The sequence below is a fragment of the Pseudoalteromonas luteoviolacea NCIMB 1942 genome (assembly GCF_001625595.1).
Classification (GTDB): Bacteria; Pseudomonadota; Gammaproteobacteria; order Enterobacterales; family Alteromonadaceae; genus Pseudoalteromonas; species Pseudoalteromonas luteoviolacea_A.
In genome coordinates this window covers 39,318-60,844 of record NZ_AUXT01000025.1, presented here as the reverse complement: position 1 = coordinate 60,844, position 21,527 = coordinate 39,318, and the positions used below count along the sequence as shown (strand labels likewise).

The 21,527-nt window shown below is 43.3% G+C and carries 18 protein-coding genes and 2 tRNA genes; 6 read left to right on the top strand and 14 right to left on the bottom strand.

Annotated elements, in window-relative coordinates:
- The 3 genes from N482_RS02895 to N482_RS24680 all read right to left on the bottom strand — a co-directional run bounded on the left by N482_RS02895 (window position 1) and on the right by N482_RS24680 (window position 563).
- Window positions 1-93 (bottom strand) — tRNA-Ser (locus N482_RS02895).
- 19 nt (window positions 94-112) lie between these two features.
- Window positions 113-203: transfer RNA gene (locus tag N482_RS02890), tRNA-Ser, on the bottom strand.
- Between the two features lie 210 nt (window positions 204-413).
- Window positions 414-563: a hypothetical protein gene (locus tag N482_RS24680; protein ID WP_155730452.1), complete on the bottom strand. Its 150-nt coding sequence runs from the start codon at window positions 561-563 to the stop codon at window positions 414-416.
- 248 nt (window positions 564-811) lie between these two features.
- On the opposite strand from N482_RS24680, the gene N482_RS02885 reads away from it, so the two are divergent.
- Complete coding sequence (locus tag N482_RS02885) at window positions 812-1,645, top strand: YegS/Rv2252/BmrU family lipid kinase (protein ID WP_231100774.1); 834 nt, start codon at window positions 812-814, stop codon at window positions 1,643-1,645.
- On the opposite strand, the gene N482_RS02880 is transcribed toward N482_RS02885, so the two are convergent.
- On the bottom strand, window positions 1,638-2,564 hold the full coding sequence (locus N482_RS02880) for a DMT family transporter (RefSeq protein ID WP_063375654.1): 927 nt from the start codon (window positions 2,562-2,564) through the stop codon (window positions 1,638-1,640). The two genes, N482_RS02885 and N482_RS02880, sit on opposite strands and share 8 nt — an antisense overlap.
- 122 nt (window positions 2,565-2,686) lie before the next feature.
- On the opposite strand from N482_RS02880, the gene N482_RS02875 reads away from it, so the two are divergent.
- Window positions 2,687-4,135 (top strand): PLP-dependent aminotransferase family protein, encoded by a 1,449-nt coding sequence (locus tag N482_RS02875; RefSeq protein WP_063375653.1) that lies wholly within the window; start codon window positions 2,687-2,689, stop codon window positions 4,133-4,135.
- 17 nt (window positions 4,136-4,152) lie between these two features.
- Here the strand turns inward: N482_RS02875 and N482_RS02870 are convergent, their stop codons facing one another.
- Window positions 4,153-4,935, bottom strand: a complete 783-nt coding sequence (locus tag N482_RS02870; RefSeq protein ID WP_063375652.1) for a DUF2884 family protein — start codon at window positions 4,933-4,935, stop codon at window positions 4,153-4,155.
- A 353-nt stretch (window positions 4,936-5,288) separates the two neighbouring features.
- Between N482_RS02870 and N482_RS02865 the strand changes: the two genes are divergently transcribed.
- Window positions 5,289-5,471: a PA3496 family putative envelope integrity protein gene (locus tag N482_RS02865; protein WP_063375651.1), complete on the top strand. Its 183-nt coding sequence runs from the start codon at window positions 5,289-5,291 to the stop codon at window positions 5,469-5,471.
- Window positions 5,472-5,557: 86 nt separating this feature from the next.
- On the opposite strand, the gene N482_RS02860 is transcribed toward N482_RS02865, so the two are convergent.
- On the bottom strand, window positions 5,558-6,010 hold the full coding sequence (locus tag N482_RS02860; protein WP_063375650.1) for a c-type cytochrome: 453 nt from the start codon (window positions 6,008-6,010) through the stop codon (window positions 5,558-5,560).
- A gap of 363 nt (window positions 6,011-6,373) precedes the next feature.
- Between N482_RS02860 and N482_RS02855 the strand changes: the two genes are divergently transcribed.
- On the top strand, window positions 6,374-10,402 hold the full coding sequence (locus tag N482_RS02855) for a S8 family serine peptidase (RefSeq protein WP_063375649.1): 4,029 nt from the start codon (window positions 6,374-6,376) through the stop codon (window positions 10,400-10,402).
- Between the two features lie 180 nt (window positions 10,403-10,582).
- On the opposite strand, the gene N482_RS02850 is transcribed toward N482_RS02855, so the two are convergent.
- Window positions 10,583-11,050 (bottom strand): DUF2721 domain-containing protein, encoded by a 468-nt coding sequence (locus tag N482_RS02850; protein WP_063375648.1) that lies wholly within the window; start codon window positions 11,048-11,050, stop codon window positions 10,583-10,585.
- Window positions 11,041-11,550, bottom strand: coding sequence for a TlpA family protein disulfide reductase (locus N482_RS02845; RefSeq protein ID WP_063375647.1), 510 nt, complete (start codon window positions 11,548-11,550; stop codon window positions 11,041-11,043). Before N482_RS02845 ends, N482_RS02850 begins: the two co-directional genes overlap by 10 nt.
- Before the next feature lie 100 nt (window positions 11,551-11,650).
- On the opposite strand from N482_RS02845, the gene N482_RS02840 reads away from it, so the two are divergent.
- Window positions 11,651-12,076 carry a YqaA family protein gene (locus N482_RS02840; RefSeq protein WP_063375646.1) on the top strand — a complete coding sequence of 142 codons (426 nt, stop codon included), beginning with the start codon at window positions 11,651-11,653 and terminating at the stop codon, window positions 12,074-12,076.
- Between the two features lie 31 nt (window positions 12,077-12,107).
- Here N482_RS02840 and folX read toward each other — a convergent pair whose 3' ends face one another.
- The 6 genes from folX to N482_RS02810 form a co-directional block, all read right to left on the bottom strand.
- A complete protein-coding gene (gene folX / locus N482_RS02835) occupies window positions 12,108-12,479 on the bottom strand; it encodes a dihydroneopterin triphosphate 2'-epimerase (protein WP_063375659.1) in 372 nt (123 codons plus the stop codon).
- Between the two features lie 19 nt (window positions 12,480-12,498).
- A complete protein-coding gene (folE, locus tag N482_RS02830; protein WP_063355864.1) occupies window positions 12,499-13,056 on the bottom strand; it encodes a GTP cyclohydrolase I FolE in 558 nt (185 codons plus the stop codon).
- A 52-nt stretch (window positions 13,057-13,108) separates the two neighbouring features.
- Window positions 13,109-13,816 carry a dihydromonapterin reductase gene (gene folM, locus N482_RS02825; protein ID WP_063375645.1) on the bottom strand — a complete coding sequence of 236 codons (708 nt, stop codon included), beginning with the start codon at window positions 13,814-13,816 and terminating at the stop codon, window positions 13,109-13,111.
- Window positions 13,817-14,059: 243 nt separating this feature from the next.
- Window positions 14,060-14,896 carry an ammonia-dependent NAD(+) synthetase gene (nadE, locus tag N482_RS02820; RefSeq protein WP_063375644.1) on the bottom strand — a complete coding sequence of 279 codons (837 nt, stop codon included), beginning with the start codon at window positions 14,894-14,896 and terminating at the stop codon, window positions 14,060-14,062.
- Between the two features lie 90 nt (window positions 14,897-14,986).
- Window positions 14,987-15,601: a YceH family protein gene (locus N482_RS02815; protein ID WP_063375643.1), complete on the bottom strand. Its 615-nt coding sequence runs from the start codon at window positions 15,599-15,601 to the stop codon at window positions 14,987-14,989.
- Between the two features lie 106 nt (window positions 15,602-15,707).
- A complete protein-coding gene (locus N482_RS02810; protein WP_063375642.1) occupies window positions 15,708-19,037 on the bottom strand; it encodes an ATP-binding protein in 3,330 nt (1,109 codons plus the stop codon).
- A 165-nt stretch (window positions 19,038-19,202) separates the two neighbouring features.
- On the opposite strand from N482_RS02810, the gene N482_RS02805 reads away from it, so the two are divergent.
- Window positions 19,203-21,515, top strand: coding sequence for a penicillin acylase family protein (locus N482_RS02805; RefSeq protein ID WP_063375641.1), 2,313 nt, complete (start codon window positions 19,203-19,205; stop codon window positions 21,513-21,515).
- Window positions 21,516-21,527: the final 12 nt, after the last annotated feature.

The following is a 21,527-nucleotide window of genomic DNA, read 5'->3' as shown; positions in this document are numbered from 1 at the left end:
TGGCGGAGGGGGAGGGATTCGAACCCTCGATAGGGCTACAAACCCTATACTCCCTTAGCAGGGGAGCGCCTTCAGCCACTCGGCCACCTCTCCGACGCAAAACTTTTAAAAATGGCGGAGAGATAGGGATTTGAACCCTAGATACGCTATTAACGTATGCCGGTTTTCAAGACCGGTGCTTTCAACCACTCAGCCATCTCTCCATGGGCAAAGATAATACTTATCGAATTGGGTGCTGTAAATAGTTTTTTAATCGTTTGCCGAAAAAACACACAAAAAACCGAAGTTATTGAATTTTTTGCCCGAAATTTGTACTTTGGAGTAATTTTTGTGGGAAATTGTGTAGGTGTGATGCGCTGAAAAACAAAAAAAATGGCATTAGAAGAGAATGCCATATTGAGAAGTCAACAGATTTACTTATGCATGACCACATAGCTTAGCTGTAAAGATCGACCAATCTTACTTAACCACTGTATCCATTGAATGCTTGGCGCTTGGATAGTGTTTAACGTTGGGTTGGTTGTGGTTTGCGTGTTGCTGCACGCAGCAGCTGTATTAAGCATATCTGTGTCTCCTACGATGACTATTGTTTGGTTATTTTGCACTCACATCGAATGAAATTAAAGCGATAAAAATTACTGTTGTCGCATTAGAAAATATAATGCAAGGTGGGTTTTTTTTGAGTTTAATTTAATGATGTGAATAATTATTCGATCTTCTATTGTTGTTTTTTGTGGTTTTATAGGGTTTTAATTTTATTTTTTGAATGTTTATTCGGATAATTTTATTTTGGGAGTTTTGTTTTTTGTTAGTGATTTATAGGCCGCAGCAGGGGAAGAAATTTTCAGCACATTCAAAATGGTTACATGCGCAGGCAAAAATTCACGCAATACAGCTATATTGGTATGAGACATGTGGTCATTTTGAAACGGATCTTGAGCAGGTAAAACATCTTATTCCTAAATACACACAGGTAATAGTATTAGGGGGTGATGGCACGCTCAATTTGGCTGTTAATGCTATTGCGGGTACTCAAGTTGTTTTGTCTTTATTGCCCTGTGGTACGGGAAATGATTTTAGTCGGCAGTTTGGCTATTCAATGCAACAATGGCGAAATACCATATTTGCCGGAGTGGTACGCAATATCGATATTGGTCAGGTTGGTAATCGTTACTTTATCAACATTGCAGGTGTGGGCTTTAATGCTGAAGTGGTGTCGGCTATGGGTGGAAAGAAACCCTTTGGCAAATTGAGCTATACCATCGCAGGTCTCGTAAAGTTGGCTTTATATAAAGGTACGCCAATCGAATACGAATATGGGCGTCAAGCAACTATGATGTGCCTATTTAGTAATGGCCGTCATTTTGCGGCGGGCTTAACGCCAGCTCCTGATGCACGACTAGACGATGGGGTATTACAAGTAATCACCATCCCAGCTGTCGCTTGGTATAAGCGATTATGGTGTTTTGCGCTGATGTTATTTGGAAGACATACACGATTGCGCTGGGTCAGTGTTAGGTCATGCCAACAGCTAGAGATAAAAACGTCAGGTTTACCTATAGAGGCTGATGGCGACTTAATTGCAACAACGCCTGCAGTGGTAAAATGTAAAGCGGCGTTGCTGCAATTTAAAGTGCTTAATTAGTATTGGCAGCATGCGGTATGGGGCGGCGTATAAATTTGGCAAGCACCTGCTTTGGTACTAATACCAATAAGTTGCCAAGACAAATAAGCCCAAAGCCAAAAAACGTATTGAGCTGCCAAGTAAAGCCCTCAAACCATGTACTCAGTAATACGGCGACGACAGGAAACAGGACGATAATGTAACTGGCGCGTTCAGGTCCAATATTTTTGAGTAGTGAAAAGTAACACGCAAAGGCGATCACGGTGCCAAAAACTGCGAGGTAAAATAAAGATACCCAATAACTCGCATCTGCTTGAACAGCAAAAGACTGTGGGCTGAACAGGACGTACAGACCAAGTAATATACTGCTGTATAGCATGCCCCAAGCATTGCCTTCTAACACGCCGATTGTACGATTGGAGTTACGAATACTAACCATGTTGCCTAAAGAAGCGACGAAAGTGCCTGCTAAAGCTAGTACTAATCCAACAAAGGTTGTAGAAGAAAAACTGGCAGCACTGAGATCTTGCCAAAATAATGCGATGATGCCAGATACCCCTAACAGCGCACCAAAATAGGTTTTTACTGCGATGGGTTTTGCAAAAAATAGCCGAGTATTCAGTATGTTTAGAACCAGCATGAATGAGAAAGCGATTGACGCCATTGCAGAGGTAAGGCTCCCCTGTGCCCAGTACAGTAGCAAGTAGTTGAGGCCAAAATTACCTACCGCTAATAAGATAAAAAAGCCATGATCTGCCAATGTGAATTGCATCATTGGTAACTTACGCCAAATGACAAAGGCCCACATACACAGTGCCGAAATTGCAAAGCGGTAGAATAGTGAAACAACCTCATTAACTTGGCCAAGTTGAAACTCAATTGCCAGCCAAGTTGATCCCCAGATAAGAACAGTAATGACGTATAGCAGCAAATTTTTCATTGTCGTTCCCTTTGATATAACTTGATTATTGCAGCGAGTTGCAGTTTACTCCGATGGTCTGTGTATAATAGATACAGAAAAATGATTTTTTGACCTATACAGATTGTGAGTTGGAGAATTCAATGCATCACGGACAATTCCTTTACCAGCAGGTGATTGATGTGATCAATGAGATGATCACGAATGAGCTACTCAGTCCTGGTACCAAGTTGCCATCATTGCGTAAATTGGCGCAACAATTATCGGTAAGCATCCCGACGGTAAAGCAAGCCTATTATCATTTGGAAGCGCAAGGGCGCATATATTCAAAAGAAAAGTCTGGCTACTTTTTGAGTGACAGTGATAAAAGTGCATTACCCAAGCGCTGCAAACTACCAGTCAAACCGACCGAAGTTAATAAACAGACTTTGATCGAACAAGTTTATGACGGGATACATTCACCTCATAACGCGCCTTTTGGTATTGCAAACCCTGTATCTGCAATGAGCAATCAGCAAGTGCTAGCTAAAATGATGCGTCAGGCATTAAAGCAAGCCGGAAGTCAGATTTTAGAGTATGGCGCGATGGATGGCTTGGAGAGATTAAAAAGACAAATTGCGCAACGCTATTTGCATATGGGCCTCACTATTTCCACAGATGACATTGTGATCACGAATGGGGCGCAAGAAGCGTTAGCCATAGCTTTACAGTGCGTGACAAAACCCGGAGAGGTGGTGGCGATTGAATCTCCTTGCTATTTCGGCATCATCGAGCTTATCGAAAATTTAGGCTTGCGTGCCCTTGAGATCCCTGTCTGTCCAGACGATGGATTATGGTTAGAAGACCTAGAAAAGGCGCTAGATGAGCATGCTGTAAGCGCTTGTATATGCTCAACAAGTATCAACAATCCACTTGGAAGTGTTATGCCCGAGAGCAGGCGTAAAGCTCTGTTAGATATACTGGTGTCTAAAAACGTGACACTGATTGAAGATGATGTTTATGGCGACCTTCACTTCTCTAAATATCGAGGTAAACCAGCGCAATATTATGCGTCAGCTGGTCAAGTCATTACCTGTGACTCCTTTTCGAAAACGGCAGCACCCAGTTACCGTGTAGGTTGGATGGTAGCACCTGGCTTTGTGGCTCAGGCAAGGCGTATTAAACGCGCTTTGAGCTGTTCTTCCTCTTTGATTAATCAGTGGGTCCTAGCTGATTATTTGGCATCTGGAGATTATGAACGTCACTTGCGAAAGCTGAGGCTACGATTGATGGATAACAAACAAAAAATGCTCAGTTGTATTCGTCAATTTTTCCCTCAGGATGTGCGTGTTAGCGATCCGGGCGGCGGATGTGTCGTTTGGCTTGAACTGGGCGTTGGTTTTGACGGTGGTAAATTGTTCTCTCTCGCTATGGCACAGGGGGTTAGTTTAACGCCCGGTCAGTTATTTAGTGCTTCTGAGCGCTTTCAAAATTGCATCCGCATTAGCTATGGGTTGCCTTGGAACGAGCACGTGGAAGCGCATTTAAAAAAGCTCGGTCAGCTAATTGCACAAATGAAAAGTGGCGAGCAACAAATATGTGCCCGCCACTGATTTGGTTGGAAGTGTTGCTAATTTGCTGTGAAGCGCATGAGACTGTAGCTGGATAGCGCCGGAATGGCATGGGATAAAGATGCTTCTTGCTCAGCGATTTGCTCAAAATTATTACACAGTGACTCTGCTCGCTGCTCTAAATGCTCAGCTTGGGCTGTGACTTTTTCTTCTATTTGCTTGCCCATATTTTCCATACGCTGTTCAAAAGCTTGCATGTTGCCATTGTTCATTTCAGAACCAATGGTGACAAGCAAAGAGCCGATGGACTCAAACATGGCGCTTTTCACTGCGCTTTCGATACGCTCTTCGAATTGACGCTCAAAGTTTTCACTAAAGTTGTCAAATGCCTGCTCTCCCATGACAAAGCTACCTTGCTGGTAAAAGGTTGCTTGGATCTCCTGATTGACTTCATCGAGCACTGTGGAGAGCTTGTCTAATCCATCTAAATCAAATGCGATAGCGACTTCATTGAGTGCTACTTCGGCTACTTCTACTGCATCAGTCGCCATTGCTGCGACTTTTGGTAGCTCTACGCGCAATGTATCTGCGTAGAGAGTTAAAGCTCTTTTCTGCTGTTCTGTCACGTCCATTTGCTGGCCATTAATGAAGGTGTGACCATCAGCATCAATGGTGAGTGATTGCGAGCTGGATGTTGTGATGGCAACTTCGGTTGGTGTAATTGCAACATTATTTTGAAATTCAACTTGGCAATTATCGACAGTGAAAGCAATGTGATTGTCATCATGTGCCAGCGCCGGCGTGGTTGATAGAATGGCTGTAACTAGTAGCGCTTGTTTCATTGTGGAATCCTTATACGTTGATGATAGATAAGGAATATCAAGTTCAGTGCCAATATGGCTAATCAATATAAATCAATGGCTTATGTAGCATCCTCTTTTTTTTAGTTGAAACTGGGTATATATATTAACCACTAGTTGGTGATGTTGACTAATAATTAGTCTAATTGGTTTTTTAAATCGTCACGATAAAAATCATTCACTGTCAAAATCGCTTATTTAAGACTAAATAACGTTATGTGTAATAGTGCGCCGATGGGATGAAGTTTGCACTTAATGTGACATTGTGTGCATAGAGTCAATGACAGTGCCAGCCTTTTGGAAGCTGGCACTGTTTGGTTGAATAGGAGTCTATCATGGGTAAAACATATTCCTATGATCCTTTGGACGAAGAATATCAGGCTGAGCTTGGTGCTTTAAGCGATAAAGATGCCAACAAACAGCGACAAAAAGTGCGTAAGAAATTGGATGATTACTTAGAGCAGAAACGTTTGAGGCGTAACTTAGGAGATGATGACTTTGACTACTTTGATGAGTAGTTACCCCAATTTGAACAAGAGAGAAAGGTGTAGACTTTTTACTCTCTTGTTCACGTATGTAACGTACTTTGTCTGTGGGTGTTTATTTAGTCTTTAAATGACTTGTGACAGTCTTTACAGCCCTTCGCCCAATTTCTAAACGCTTTAGCGATCACTTTTTTATCTCCAGACTCAGATGCAACTGCTAATGCTTCAGCGTATTTTGCAAAGTCGGCCGCTTTTTTATCGAATGTAGCTCTATCACTCCATACGGCGGGTAATGCGCTTGTGTCACCTTTGTTTGAATCTGGAGTAAATGCTTCCCAAGGCATTTTGGAGAGTTGAGCTGCATTGTGGGCGCGTTCGGAGAATCGTTTTGTATCAAAAGGAATTTTGCCTTTTAACATGTCACCCATATCACCAATTTGGTAACGAATTAATTGGAAGCTGGCTTTGCGGTATTCAATTGCATCTTTGCTGTTTTCAAACATTGTACTGGCAGCTTGGCTATTGAAGCTGAGTCCGACTAGCAGACCCAACAATGTTAATGGTTTTTTCATAAGTGCCCCTAAATAAATAATTCCACACCTTTTTAAGGGTTTCTGTGTAAATTAGCAAGGGAAATGTGGTTAATGATTGGTAACCATAGATTGTGTAAAAATTGACATGTTGCTAAATGGAATCTTGGTGGTGTACTTTGTTTACAGGAAATTTATTTATCATTCATTTACTTTCTTTTACATTGAATTTTATTCATATAAAACAGCGGTTTATTAATCTGTGAAAAGTTAAATTGCAATATTTGTAACTTAATTGTATTTCTATTATTGCAATTAACCATGTAGTCACATTATATTGATGATTGATTCTACTCTCTAAATATAAATAAACACCAAATTAAACAACAAGTCCTAGGGGAAACTATGGCCAAGTATTCATTTAAAGCGACAGCGGTAGCGATGGCTGTCTCAGGTGCTCTTACAGCAGCGTCAGTAAGTGCTGCATCACTAGAGACCAATACTCGTTCAGTTAACACACAAGCAGCTAGTATTGAGCAATCTGCTAAGCAAGAACATAGAGCTGAAGCCTTTCTAGTTGTACTTAAACAAGAAACTGCTGCAGACCTGATGGTGCAAGGTAACTATTCTACAAGCGATGCACGTGACACAGTAGCTTCTGTTGAGGCAGTTCAATCAGCAGTTAAACGTGAGTTTGCTCAATTAAATGCAAACATTAATGTTGTTGGTTCAACTAAATTACTAGCATCAACGCTTATAGTTGAAGCGTCAGATGCTGCGCTAGAACAAATCAAACAAAATCCTAAAGTTGCTCGTGTATTACCTCTTTACGATTATGAGTTACATGTTGCTGATGCAAATGATTACATCAAGGGCGCGCCAGTAAACTTGGCTGGTTTCACAGGTAAAGGTCAAAAAGTAGCAGTACTTGATACTGGTATTGACTACACGCACAAAGTATTCAACCCTGCGGCGGGAACAAAAGAAGCATATGAAGCTGCTCAAGCAGATCCTACAGCCGTAACATGGCCACAAGGTCAGGTGAAAGGCGGTTACGACTTTATGCGTAACGATGCGGACCCGATTGAAAATGATCCTGAAACCCCAACTGACGATGATGCACCAACATCTCATGGTACATCTGTATCTCACTCTGTAACAGGTATTGCTCCAGATGTTGAGCTGTACGTTTACTCAGTGTGTGGCGGCGGTTGCCCATTCGCTGCGCAGCTAGGTGCACTTGAAGCAGCCATGGATCCAAATGGTGACGGCGATATCAGCGACCGTGTTGACGTAATTAACATGTCACTGGGTGGTGAGTTCGGTTCAACGGACCGTGTAGACGGTACTCAGTTCTTAATCCACCAAGCAGTTAAAATGGGCACAAACGTTGTTATCTCAGCGGGTAACGATGGTAACCACCCATTCCGTATCGGTGGTCCAAGTACAACACCTAATGCACTATCTGTAGGCGCAATGGGTCACCCAACTATCAATGACCTATTCGCACTAGGTACGCTTGATGGTAAGTCTATTGAAGTAGGTACTGCTGGTTTTGGTCCTCAAGACCCGTTCTCATTCTCTAATGCAGACACAGAGTTAGTATACCCTGAATCAAACCAAAATGGTTGTGAAGCATTTGGTGACGATGTTGACTTTACTGATAAAGCGGTATTAATTGACCGTGGTGCATGTGCATTCGTAACAAAAGCATTGAGTGCTCAAGCTAAAGGTGCAAAGTACGTAATCATTGCAAACAACGTTGCTGGTGGTGCTCCAGGCCTCGGTGGTACGAGTGATGAAGTAACTATCCCAACTATCTCTGTTACACAAGATGACGGTGCTGCAATTAAAGCTGTACTTGCATCTGGTCAACAGCCAGTATTTACATTTGGTATCGAGTCTCACCTAGCAATCGATACTGTTGCTGACTTCTCTTCACGTGGCCCTTCTATGGACGGTCTACTTAAGCCAGAAATCACAGCGCCAGGTGTAAACATCCAGGTTGCAGCGACGGGTACTCAAGATCAATTAGCGGGCGCTACTGGTACTTCATTCTCTGGCCCAATCACAGCGGGTGCTGTTGCCCTAGTTCGTGAAGCACGACCAGAACTAAGTGCAGCGCAAGTGAAGGCTGTATTAATGAATACTGCAAACCTAAATGTATTCATGGAGCCTAAGTCAATCAACCCTAATGCAGAACTAGCGCCAATCAGCTTAATCGGTGCAGGTCTAGTAGATGTTGAGAAAGCTGTCGCATCACAAACCGTTGCATGGGTACATCACGGTGACTACGATACTACACAAGCTGCTCTTTCATTTGGTTTCGATGTACTAGAAGAAACAACAACTTACACTAAAGTTGTATTTGTTAAGAACTTCGCAGGTGAAGAGAAAACTTATAACCTTCGTACAGCAGACCGCTATGCAAGCGATACAGCGCTAGGCGCGACAAGCTGGGAAATCCCTGCTTCTGTAACTGTTGGTGCAGGTGAAACAGCTTCTTTCGAAGTTAAGCTAACAATTGACCCAAGTAAGCTGCCTGAGTGGAGCCTAGCTAACCCGCAAAGCGCAAATGACCTTGCTGCACGTGCAGCGTCGCTAACGCTTTCTGAGCTAGATGGTGCGTTAATCTTTGACGACCAATCTACAGCGGATACTGATCACGACATTCACATGGTATACCACGTACTTCCTCGCGCGAATGAAGGCGTAGAAGTGACTGTACTTGAAGAAGGCGATAAGCGTGTTCAGGTAACAAACAATGGTTTCACAACATTTAATGTTGTAACAGACCAGCTTGTTGCCGTAGGCCAAGAAGCATCAGCAGAAGATAAACAATTCAATATCCTAAGTTCTTCATTCAACGTATACGGCAGCAGCACATGTGATTCTGGCGCATTCTTCACGGCGTCAATGGCACTACGTGACGAACTAACTATGCACCGTCAAGCTGGCTACCGTATGGTACTAGATGTTAACTACGATGGCGTATATGACTTCTTCCTACAAAACTACAGCGATGTAGGTCGTAGCGCAGAAGTTATTGGTCGTGCGCGTACGCTAAGTGGTCAAATCGTAGATGGTGAAGACCAGTGGAGATTCCTAAGTGCAATGTTCCACGAAGGTGGTACTAACACAATTACTTTCTCTGGTTGTACTGACTTAATCGGTCTAGATACTTCTAACCTTGGTGATGACATCATGATCCAAGCACAAGTAGGTATCGGTAACTACCAGTCTGGTATCTTCGAAGTAACAGACACTGTAACTGGTCACACAACATTCGCTACAGCACCTGCTTCTCTAGTTGATGCAGATGGTAATGCAGTTGAGTCTCTAGCACCTGGTGCATCTGCATTTGTAGATAGCTACAAGCCATTTACTCTAGCTTCTGATGACCAAATCCTAGCGAATATAACAGCAGACATGTTACCAGCTGTTGTTGTTCCAGTAATCGCTGACGTTGAGTTAGAAGTTTCTGAAGATGCTCAAGCGGGTCATGTAATCGGTCAGCTAGAGCTAACAGAGCAAGACGGTGGAGCTGCACTATCTTCTTTCGAAGTTGTAGCACAGTCTCATGATGGTATCGCTGTATCTACGTCTGGTGAAGTAACAGTTTCTGAAGCTGGCGCGCCTGACTATGACGCAGGTGTTATGTCGGTAGAATTAACAGTAGTTGCTCATGATGAGAAAGGCTTCAAATCAGAAGAAACAAACATCATTGTTGACGTAATGAACGCGGTTGACGAAGAAGCCGAGAAAACGCCAGCTGTTGCTGAAGGCCAAGAGTTTGACGTAAAAGAAAACGTTGAAGCTGGTACAGAAGTTGGCATGCTTGAGTTCATGGACCAAGACAACAATGTTGCTTCATTCAAACTTGAAGGCTCTAGCGTATTTGCAATCGATGCTGAAGGTAAAATCACTGTTGCTGGTGAAGTTGACTTCGACCTAGGTGCAAAACAAGAAGTGATGGTAACTGCGGTTGATGCAGATGGCCTTGAGTCAGAAGCGGTAACAGTTGTATTCAATGTTGAAGAAGATCAGCTTGAAGGCAAGCCAATGATTGAAGAAAGTCAGAGCTTCAACATTGAAGAAAACAGCCCAGTAGGCACTGCAATTGGCACAATTGCATTCTCAGACTTCGACAACGACGTAACTGAGTTTGTAATCACTGGTACAACACTTGTGTCTGTAAATGCAGAAGGTCAACTTGCTGTTGCAGGTAACCTAGACTTCGAATTTGACCGTCAGTTCAGCTTCGACATCATGGCGAAAGACGCTAAAGGCAAGTACTCAGATAAAGTACGTGTTGAAGTGCGCCTAATCGATGTTGCAGAAGACAACGGTGATGACGATGATTCAGGTTCACTAGCTTGGTTAACACTGCTAGCTGCTCCATTTGCTGCACTACGTCGTCGCAAGCAAAAGTAATCTGCTAATCATTAGCAATCACGAATAGAAACACCGGCTGTTGCCGGTGTTTTTTTATGCTCAATACTTTCAGTGAAGGCAACCATGGCGTCATTGAGCGTGAAGCTCCATAAGTGTTAGATGTGATTGTGGGCTACGTTAAGTCTCATTTAGCGCCAACCGCTCTTACAAATGATGAACTCAGCCAATATCTTTAAATATCATTCCACGCCTCATGCTCCTTGTGGCCAGCATGACTTCAGCCAGTAAAGATATAAAAGCACCGATCAGCAAAAGCATTGCTGCAATAAAGCAACTAGAGACTGTGATACCCAGTGACCAGGTATATAAGTGAGAGATAAATAACAGTACTACAACTGCGCAAACCATAAGTGCACTTAATACGCTCATGCTAAAGGCAATGTGGATACAACGAGAGCGTTTTAAAAGTGCTCGCATTTCCTGAGTAAGGGTAAAGTGTAATGCTTCATCTGGGTTAGCATTGAGCTTTCTGTCGAGAAGTCGTGCTCGGTCAGTGATCCTAGCTAATCGGTTAGACAGCACGCCTAAAAAGGCAGCTATACCCGTCAGTAAAAAAACTGGTGCGACGGCCGTTTGAATGACTTTCGCCATAGTAAGTATATTGACGACATCAGAAGTTAGTTCCATGTGATTTGCTCGATGATATTTCCGCTTTCTCCAATTAAAGTTTTGACCACGCGGTTATTTTCATCAAGTAGAATCAGTCGAGGGATACCTTTATTGGCGTACTGACTGTAAATTTTTCGGTCTTCATCAGTGATCAATGGCACGGTGACACGATAGTTTTTGGCAAACTCTGCGAGTGAATTGCTGTTTTCTTCTCTACCTATGGCCAATATGGTGAGGGTATCGTCATTTACAAGCGGTGAGGCATTCAGCTCACTGAATGTACGTTTTGAGTCTGAGCACCATGTAGCAAAGAGAATGATGAGCTTATTACCTGCTTGTTGTGTTAAGTCAATCTTTCTGCCAGAGATATCTTGAAAGTGGGTATGTTTAAAAGTCTCTCCGACACCGATGTAGGTTTCATATGTAGGGTTAGGGGTATTTGATTCCGTCGTTCCACAGGCTGCAATAGAGAGGCAAATTGCGCCTATAAACGCCGTATTTATACGTCTTTTTATCATTGTTATTGTCCTTATGTTAGGCTGAGCATATTTACGCGTATTTTTGGGAACAAGGCAAGTTTTGTCATGTGCTTTGTGGCTAGCGGGCTTTTCTTAACTTATGGTTTATCTGAGTATTTTATTTAGTGCATTTGTCTCAGCAACGCTTTTACCTGCATCGTCAGAGCTATTGCTATCTGGGATGGTTGCAAAACAAATGGGGTCGGTACTAATGTTGTGGGGTTGTGCAACGTTGGGAAACGTGTTGGGTAGTTGTGTGAATTATTATTTGGGCACTCGGGTTGAAGTTTTGAGTCACTATCGCTGGTTTCCCGTATCTGAAAGCAGCTTGTCAAAGGCCAGAAAGCACTATCAAAAGTTTGGTCCGCTAAGCTTATTGTTTGCGTGGTTGCCAATAATCGGTGATCCACTCACTCTTGTGGCAGGCGTATTTAAAGTAAGACTACGTGTGTTTTTACTTTTAGTGACATTGGGAAAAGGACTGAGATACGCGCTTGTTATTGCGTTAGCGATGAAGATGTTTTAGCACGACACCATTTGGCATCGTGCTCAGGCTTTTACTGATTAAGCGCTTTGGTCCACTCCAATGTGAGTGAGACTGAGTCGGCAAAGCGTAGAGCATGGGGTTTGTCTACGCGAACTTTGGCAAAGGTGACAGCTGGATGCTGATGACATTGCTCTAGTATATCCGCGACCAGTTTTTCAAGCAGTAAAAAGTGCCCATCTTCAACTAGTTTAATCACTGCCTTTGTGATGGTCTTATAGTTTAGGGCGTGGTCAACTTCATCCTGTTGCAAGCACTCAGTATCAGCTGGGTAGTGGATTTCAATGTTGATAACTACATCTTGTTTTTTCTCACGTTCTTCTTCATTAAACCCAATAAAGGTTCTTAGCCTGAGATTAGTGATATTGATTATCGCGTTATGCATCATGGCATACCCTTGCAATTTAGCCGTTCTTTACAAGCTGTAAAAACTCGTTTCTTGTTTTTGCATCTTCTCTAAAGTTGCCCAGCATGACAGATGTGCGCATCTGTGAGTTTTGCTTTTCAACACCACGCATCATCATGCACATGTGTTTTGCTTCCACGATTACGCCAACACCGCGTGCGCCTGTAACTTCTTCAACAGCCTTTGCTATTTGATGAGTTAATTGCTCTTGAATTTGGAAGCGACGAGCAAACATGTCTACTATACGAGCAAACTTAGACAAGCCTAACACCTTACCATCTGGAATGTAAGCGATATGACAGCGGCCCACAAAGGGAAGCAGATGATGTTCACACATAGAGTACAACTCAATGTCTTGGATCAATACCATGTCATCGGCATCTGAAGTAAAGACGGCATTATTCGTTATCTCGGATAGTGTTTGCCTATAACCTTGTGTTAAATACTCCATTGCTTTAGCTGCACGTTTTGGCGTATCTAACAAGCCTTCTCTTTCTATATCTTCACCAACCGCGTTGATGATCTGTTTGTAACTGTTCTTTAATTCATCATGCATAATATGACTCGCATTCTTTTTGAGAGCGCTCCCACTGTCTGCGCTCCGATGTTTACTTTAAGTGTCTGCCGCCATCAACGGCAAGTGTTCTACCTGTTATATAGCTGCTGTTTAACAAAAGCTCTATAGTTGAAATTACTTCTTGGCACCCCGGTTCTATTCCCATCAGCGACTTCTTGAGCGTTTTTGCTCTGTAATCGGCATCATCATGATCATTGAAAATAATCAGTGAGGGTGCGATAGAGTTGACCTTGATCTGCGGTGCATACTTAGCTGCGAAAGAACGACTTAGGTTGTCTAATGCCGCTTTACTCGCAGCGTAAGCAATGTGCTTAGGGCTGCCTTTTTCCGCAACATAATCGGTAATATGAATGATATCAGCCACTTCATTTGAGGCTTCAAGCAAAGGTGCCAGCGCTAAGTTGAGTAAATAGGGCACTTTGGCGTGGATACGCATCATGTTATCAAATAGAGCATCATGATCGGGGTTGAGTTTTTCACAGTCCCAGCTGGAGGCGTTATGGATCACTGCACGCAGTCGTGTCGTATGTGCTTTCACTTGTGTAACAAGAGAATCCCGTGCATTAGGCTTATCAAAATCTATTTGGAGGCACGTTACACCCTGCGCTTCCAGTGCTTGAACAGCGTCATGCTTGGTTCTGTAAGTTATGATGACCGGCATATCTTGTTCAATAAAATATTTCGCTATAGCAAGGCCGATGCGCTGAGCACCACCCGTTATCAAAATTGGGGCTTTCATGGATTTTCCTTTGTTTAATAGCACTTTTCAGAGCTTTATGCCTGCATTGCGTTCAGCCAGCGCAGGGGTCTTTTCCATTTTCTCGTCTTTTACTAGCTGCTACATACGAGTAAAAAAGACTTAGTGATCACTAAATTAGCATGAGTTTTTATTGGCTGTACATAACTTGTGTTATAAACCTGTTAATTTAATGAACGTAGACAGCCTCCGAATATTGTAAATCAGACAGAGGCTGGGAATGGTTTATTCTTCGTCGTAAATGGTTGGGATTGGTTGGCGCTTATGCTGAGTGCGTTGATAAATGGTGATTAATTTCTCAGTTACCTCGTCAGAAACGGGTTTACCTTCAAGAAAATCGTCAATATTGTCATAACTTAGTCCCAAAGCGGCTTCATCAGCTAGCCCTGGTCTATCACATTCTAGGTCTGCTGTTGGTACTTTATGTACCAGTTGTGCTGGTGCACCTAAGTGCTCTGCTAATGCTCTTACTTGGCGCTTAGACAAACCAAATAGAGGCGCTAAGTCACATGCACCGTCACCAAATTTGGTATAAAACCCAGTTATGTTTTCTGCACTGTGATCGGTTCCAACCACCAAGCCTTGGCTCAACCCAGCAATTTCGTACTGAGCAACCATACGCTGACGCGCCTTAACATTGCCCTTAACAAAGTCTATTTGTGCCTGCTCAGGTAAGTCTAAATGCGCTTCTTGCATAGCTAACATGGCTTGTTCATGTAAGGCGTCTGCGGCTGGTTTGATATTGACAGCAAGCCTTTGGGTTGGCTGGATAAAGTCCAGAGCTTGTTGCGCTTCTTTTTCATCCGCTTGAGTACCATAAGGTAAACGCATCGCAATAAACTGGTACGTTTTATCGTTTTGCTCTTGGTTTAATTCATCTACAGCCAGCTGGCAAAGGCGTCCGCATGTCGATGAGTCAACTCCGCCACTAATACCGAGTACCAAACTGGTACAGTGGGATAACAGTAAACGCTGTTTAATAAACTGCACGCGTCGCGTCACTTGCTCGGCAACATCAATTGTAGGTTGAACTTTCATTTCGGCAATAATTGCTTCACGCATTGGAAATCCTCTGGCCTAATTTTATTTTGTGTATTGCAGTTTAAATGATCCTAAAGTCTCGGAGCAATGGCGTTTTTAGTGATATGTTGCTCAAAGTCCAAGATGTTGCTTAATTAAGTTTAATTCAGCTTTCAGTTGGTTTATTTCATCCAGTAATGCGGTCAATTCCTTTGGTTCATCTAGAGGCTCTTCTGCGCTGCTTTGCTCTTCGGTGTCGCCAAACAGGTGTTGATAGCGGCTTTCGCGCTTTCCTGGCTCTCTGGGCAACTTTACAACCAACTCTTGCGCTTGTAACTCAGAGAGTGCTTGTTCCACCTGTGCAACATCACTGAAATCAGCTAGGCGGCCGCTTCGAGTTCTTAATTCCCCAGGCGTTTGAGGACCACGCAAGAGCATTAAACAGACAATGGCACGCTGTTGTTCATTTAGTTGTAAGCTGCTGAATTCAGTATTACAGAAGCGGTGTGTATACTTTGATACTCGGCCTGAGAGTGCTTCGTCACACATCACTAACCGACGATTTTTTAGTTGATCAAGGCCATCAAGCACTTCTGCTTCGCTTAAGGATAAAACCGGATCGCGATTAGACTTTTGATTGCAGGCGTTGGTCAATGCATTAACCGATAAAGGGTATTGATCTGGGGTGGTTGTTTCTTTCTCTAGTAGGCACCCAATTAGCCTTTGTTCAATATTGCTGAGTTTCATAGATTTCCTTTTTTAATACTTTATACAACTTGAAACACATGCTTGATGCGCAGTCACTAAGCAAAAAATGCTTAGAAAAGCGCTAGATGCGTCCCCAAAACTAAACTTACTCTATGCTATTTATTGATATTTTCCTAGCGGTACTGGTCCACTCGTGTAGTGCTTTAGTCAACAGCTCAAAGTTAATTGGTTTGCTTAAGTAGGCATCCATTCCAGCCTCAAGACACTTTTGCTTGTCTCCTTCCATGGCATTGGCCGTAAGGGCTATGATCACGGCATCTTGATGTGGCTCTCCACACACACCTTTGCGTATTTCTCGTGTTGCTGTGTACCCATCCATTTCAGGCATTTGGCAGTCCATCAAAATCACGTCATATGTATTTTCGGTATTTTGTAGCATTTCTAATGCGACACGACCATTAATCGCGCAATCGACTTTAGCCCCCAGTTTACTCAAAAAGCTCAGCGCCACAGTTTGATTGATTTTATTATCTTCTACTAGCAGCACTTTACAGCCCAGTTTTATGTCAGGCATATTCGATGATTGAGCATTGTCATTTTGTAATAAAGCGAGTGCATTAGCTGGGGTCAGTGGTGCCAGTAAAGTATTACTGCTATTGAATTGAGGGCGACCAGAGAGTTCGTCTAAGGTGTGGCATAAGATTGCGTATTTGAGTTTATTTTTCTTTATTAAGTTTAATAGTGCTTGTGAATCTAACTCTGAGCTTTGTGTCAAAATCGATGCTGTAATGATAAAAGCGGGCTGTAAATTGTGCTGTGATTTGACAAAATCGAGCGCTTCAGGCACGTGTACAAAATGTTCTGTCGGGATCCGCCATGCATTGAGCATATGGCGTGCGCTCAGTTCGGTCTGAGAATGTTGATCAATGATCACGAGGCAATTGCTGGTACTGTCTATTGCTTCGATAGGTTTTGCGTCTTGTAATTCGATATAAAATGTAAAGGTACTACCTACATCTAGTTTGCTGTAGGCATGCAGTGCACCACCCAGCAACTCGCACAGTTGTTTGGCGATGGTTAGACCTAGCCCTGTGCCACCAAATTTACGCGTTGTTGATAGGTCGGCCTGAGTAAATGACTCAAAGATTTTATCAAGTTGTATCTTACTTATGCCAATACCTGTGTCTTCAACACTGCACCACAAACGCGTATTTGAATTTGTTTGCTCGGTGTAACAGGTCAGAGTGATCTTACCATTTTCGGTAAACTTAATGGCGTTACTGATTAAATTGTTGAGCACTTGCTTGAGCCGATGAGGGTCGGTTTTAGCGAATTGGCACTGCATGTTGCGGCTGTCTAAAAAGAGCTCGGTGTGCTGTTCAATCGCTTTAGGTGCAAACGCCGCAAAACAGTCACTGATAATTTGCACAAGGTCAACCTCGACTAAGTCGACGGTCATTTTCCCCGCTTCAATTTTCGAAAAGTCTAAAATATCATTGATGATAGTTAGCAATGACTCTGCTGAGCTTTGTGCAAGCCCTAAATGTCGCTTTTGCCCATCATTTAAATTTGAGCTGCCCAGTACGTCCAGCATGCCCAGTATGCCATTCATCGGTGTTCGAATTTCGTGACTCATACTTGCAAGGAATGTCGCTTTGACTTTTGCTGACTGTTCAGCGAGCTCTTTATCCATGATTGCCTTGTGTTGCGCCTGCTGTTGCTGTTGGCTGCTATATAAGCTCGCTATCATGGCTGCAATGGCTTTGAGAAATCTTCGGTCACTTTGCGTCCATTGGGGGTAAGAGGTATTAAACTCAGCACTAAGTACGCCAAATATATTGTCTTTAAAGAGTATCGGCATAAACACAATGGCATCGATTTCAAACGGTGAGAGGTACTGCTCTGCTATTGTGCGGGTGATGCTATGGCTCGTTGCGGCCCAAGCCTCTATCGGTGTTTTTTCTAAAAGTGCGTTGAATAAAGCAGGCTGTGATGCTTTTCGCCAAGGTGGGAAATGCTGGAGTCTATCTTTTTTGGTGTTGCTGAAGCACACAGGATATAAGTGTGTTTGTTCATGATTAAATAGCCATATACTGGCTCTATTAGCATTTACACCTTGGCATACGATATCTATACAGAGCTCCTGAGCGCGATCTAAGTGGTTATTTAGTATCGCTTCATGTGTACTCAATTGCACCAGTAATTCATTGTTTTTAGCAACTTTCTCATGCTCAACTTCCATGGCTTTACGGTCATGAATGTTTTGAATTGAGCCAAAAACCTCGAGTGTTTTAGCGCCAGCTCTTTTGGTTTGTGCTTTTATCAAAACCCAACAAGGGGGCTTGTCTTTAGGGACGATTAAAAACTCTCCTTCAAATGGCGCTCCTTTTTTGATTGCAGTTCCCATTTCGTCTTGAAACTTTTTCCGCTGGGCTCCCCCTTTAAAAAACTCAGTACTACCCATCCAAGATGGTTGATAATGTTGAGGTACATTGAATATTTGTTGCGTGACGGTAGACCAGCTAATTTCATGGTTGCTCAGATCTACCGACCAGGCACCTACTTGTGCAAGCGATCCCATACTTGTGAGAGAGTTGGCCTGATCTTCAAGCTGCCTTAAAAGCCGCGTAAAAAATACAAACGCGATGATAAAAAATATGACGATGATGACAAGCGCCAGACGAAATGGCCAAAGTGCGGAGTCTTCGCCCGACCACCCGAAACGCGGTGCCGCATAAAGGACCCAAGAGCCTGAGGGGACATTGATATTGAATGCCAGTGGGTTGAGGCGGTGGATGTCATGTGAACCGTAAAAGTAGGCGCCTTGCTCACCACGTGCGTGCTGACCTTGAATAGCGATTTGATAATTGTCTTCCAGTTCGTTTATACGCGCACTGGCGTACAGCTTATCCATATCGATTACCACGGATAATAAGCCCCAAAATGACTTCTCTGTTGTAAATACTGGGACTCTGGCAATAAGTGCTTCGCCTCCTTGCATCAATTCTAAGGGGCCAGCTAACACTATTTTACCACTCTCTTTGGCTTGTAATGCTTCTGTTCCTTGTGTTGGGTGAGTAAGGTAATTAAGGCCAATTGCGCGTTCGTTGCCCTTAAGTGGGTAGACAAACTGGATGACCATATCTGGCGCCGCACCCAAGTTTTTCAATATATCGTCAGAATCAAATAAAGGTGCAGCAATATGCTCAAACTCTTGCTGGGTGAGTGTATTGTTATTGCCCAAAGCAATCGCCAAGCCCCTGACAAGCTGTATGTTGGCCGCAAGCTTTCCCTCTATGCGTGTGCGATATACATTTACATGTTCGTAAGTACTATTTTTCTGTACTTCAATCATGTGTTTATGATTAACACGATCGATATACCATCCTGTGGCCACAATAACAGCGAGCAATAGGGTTACGCTGAGTTTTGAGAGAAATGCTTTCCTTTGCGGTACAACCGTCTCTGTTTGCATATCTTTTCAATAGATTCCATGAATCTATTAACTATAGTTGTCTGAGCTTGAAGTCGCCAAATACAGAGAAGCTTTAATTGGTATTCAATTTGATGCAACTTTACTATTATTGTTGGATTCAATACAGTACATAACGGTTGGCATTTTTAATGTTAAGGAAAGTTTATGCTGAAATGGTTAAAAGTTTTGATCTCTATTGTGGTGCTCGCAGGGTTGGCACTAACAGCCACTATATATGGTGTGTTATCCCTGAGCTTACCCACGTTAGATGGCCGAGGGTATAGTGATGTTTTACATGCTCCGACAAAGTTAAGCCGCGATAAGCTCGGCCATGTAGTTATTACAGCTACAAGTCGTTCTGATGTGGCCTACGCTATGGGGTATACGCACGGCCAAGACCGCTTCTTCCAAATGGACTTATTGCGCAGAAATGCAGCTGGTGAATTGAGTGAACTATTTGGAGAAGCTGCGCTTTCCCTGGATAAGTCAATGCGCTTCCATCAATTTCGCCAGCGCAGTGAACAAATTATTGCAGCAATGGATTCCCATGAGCGTACATTGCTGGAAAATTATGCAAATGGTGTCAATGATGGGCGTGCACAGTCAGGTACGACTAGCTTTGAATACTTGTTGTTAGGTGCAGAAGCAAAACCATGGCAGCCAGCTGACTCAATGCTGGCGATTTTCAGCATGTACTTGGACTTGCAGGCAGATACTTTTGAAAGAGATAAAGCGCTAATTCATCTTGAAGCACTGTATGGCCAAGATATGGTTGACTTTATTATTCAGCCTAGCACCTTTCAAGCTGCTTTGGACGGTAGCCAAATTGATAGGCCAGTCGTCGCCATCCCTGACCTTCCTAGCGATATCAAAATTGCTCAGTATCGAAATATCAAACCTATTCCTATTCATGGCAGTAATAACTGGGCTGTAACAGGCGATTTAACTGCGACAGGTTCAGCAATGGTGTCAGATGATATGCATTTAGGCTTAGATGTTCCCGCTGTTTGGTATCGCGTACAACTTAATTACAACAGTCAAGCAGGGGAAAAGGTGCAGGTAACTGGGGTGAGCTTGCCAGGGGTACCTGCGATGGTTGTTGGGAGTAATGATCACGTTGCTTGGGGGTTCACAAATGGATATCTAGATACGGCCGACTGGGTTGAGTTGGCCGAAGAAGATGAAACTAGAGAAGAATCTCAGACGATACTTTTACCAGATGGTCAGTCACATCAATATGACTTAATGGTTAGCCAATTTGGACCTGTTAAGTCAATTAATGGCAAAAAATATGCGTTGCAGTGGGTTGCGCATCAGCCTTATGCCGTTAACTTAAACCTTCTTCGTTTTGAATCAGCCAAGTCTGTAGAGCACGTTTTAGATGCGGCGAGCAATGTGGGGATCCCTGTTCAAAACTTGATGGTGGTTGACAGTAAAGGTAGTGCCGCATGGCAACCTACGGGAGCTTTACCTTCTCGGGTATTTCCCAATGATCTCGCGGTCGCTTCGGCACGTGCTGAAGCTGAGTTATGGCAAATAAATGAACTGAACCGCCCACGAGTCATGAATCCCGAAAATGGTAAGTTGTGGACAGCTAACTCCCGAGTTATGTCTGCGTTGGATCATCGCCGTTTTGGTGATGGTGGTTATGCACTCGGTGCGCGAGCGCAACAAATCCGAGATCGTCTAATGGAGAGACAGGCATTTAGTGAAGCGGACTTTAACGCTCTTCAATTAGATAATGAGGCCATATTTCTGATGCCTTGGTACAATCTTCTAACAGATACGCTTTTAACTGCGCAGGCGCAAGGACAAGACCATGTTCAGACTTTGGTTCATCTAGAGAATTGGCAAGGGTGTGCATGTAGTGACTCTGTTGGATATACATTGGTAAAGAACTTTCGTGCCAGTGTCATTGATATTGTATTTGCCAAAATAGAACAGCGACTCCAGCAAGAAGGTGAGACCTTGAGCTACCTGACACGTTATTTTGAACCTGCGCTATGGCAGCTAATTGAAAAGCAACCTGAAAGTTGGCGCAATGGCTATGACTCCTGGCAGGCATTATTAGAAGGAGCACACGCTCGAAGCAAACAAGGGCTGGCCAAAAAGTATGGCAGTAATATGGCGGATTGGCAGTGGGGCAAAGTAAATGCATTGATGGTACAGCATCCGTTTAGCAAGCAAATGCCAATGCTGAGTCGTTTCTTAGATATGCCGATAATACCTGGCTTTGGGGATACTTTTATGCCAGCCGTACAGAGTAAAGGTTTTGGTGCATCGCAACGATTTATTGCTCAGCCTGGACACTTACATAAAGCAGTAATGACAGTAGCTGGTGGACAAAGTGGCCACCCACTTTCTCCGTATTATCGAAGCGGATTCGAAGCCTATGCAGAGGGACAGTTAACTCCATTACTTCCGGGTGAAGTCGTTCATACCATTGAGCTGTTACCAATCAATGGTGAACAGCAGTAAAGTAATAACAAC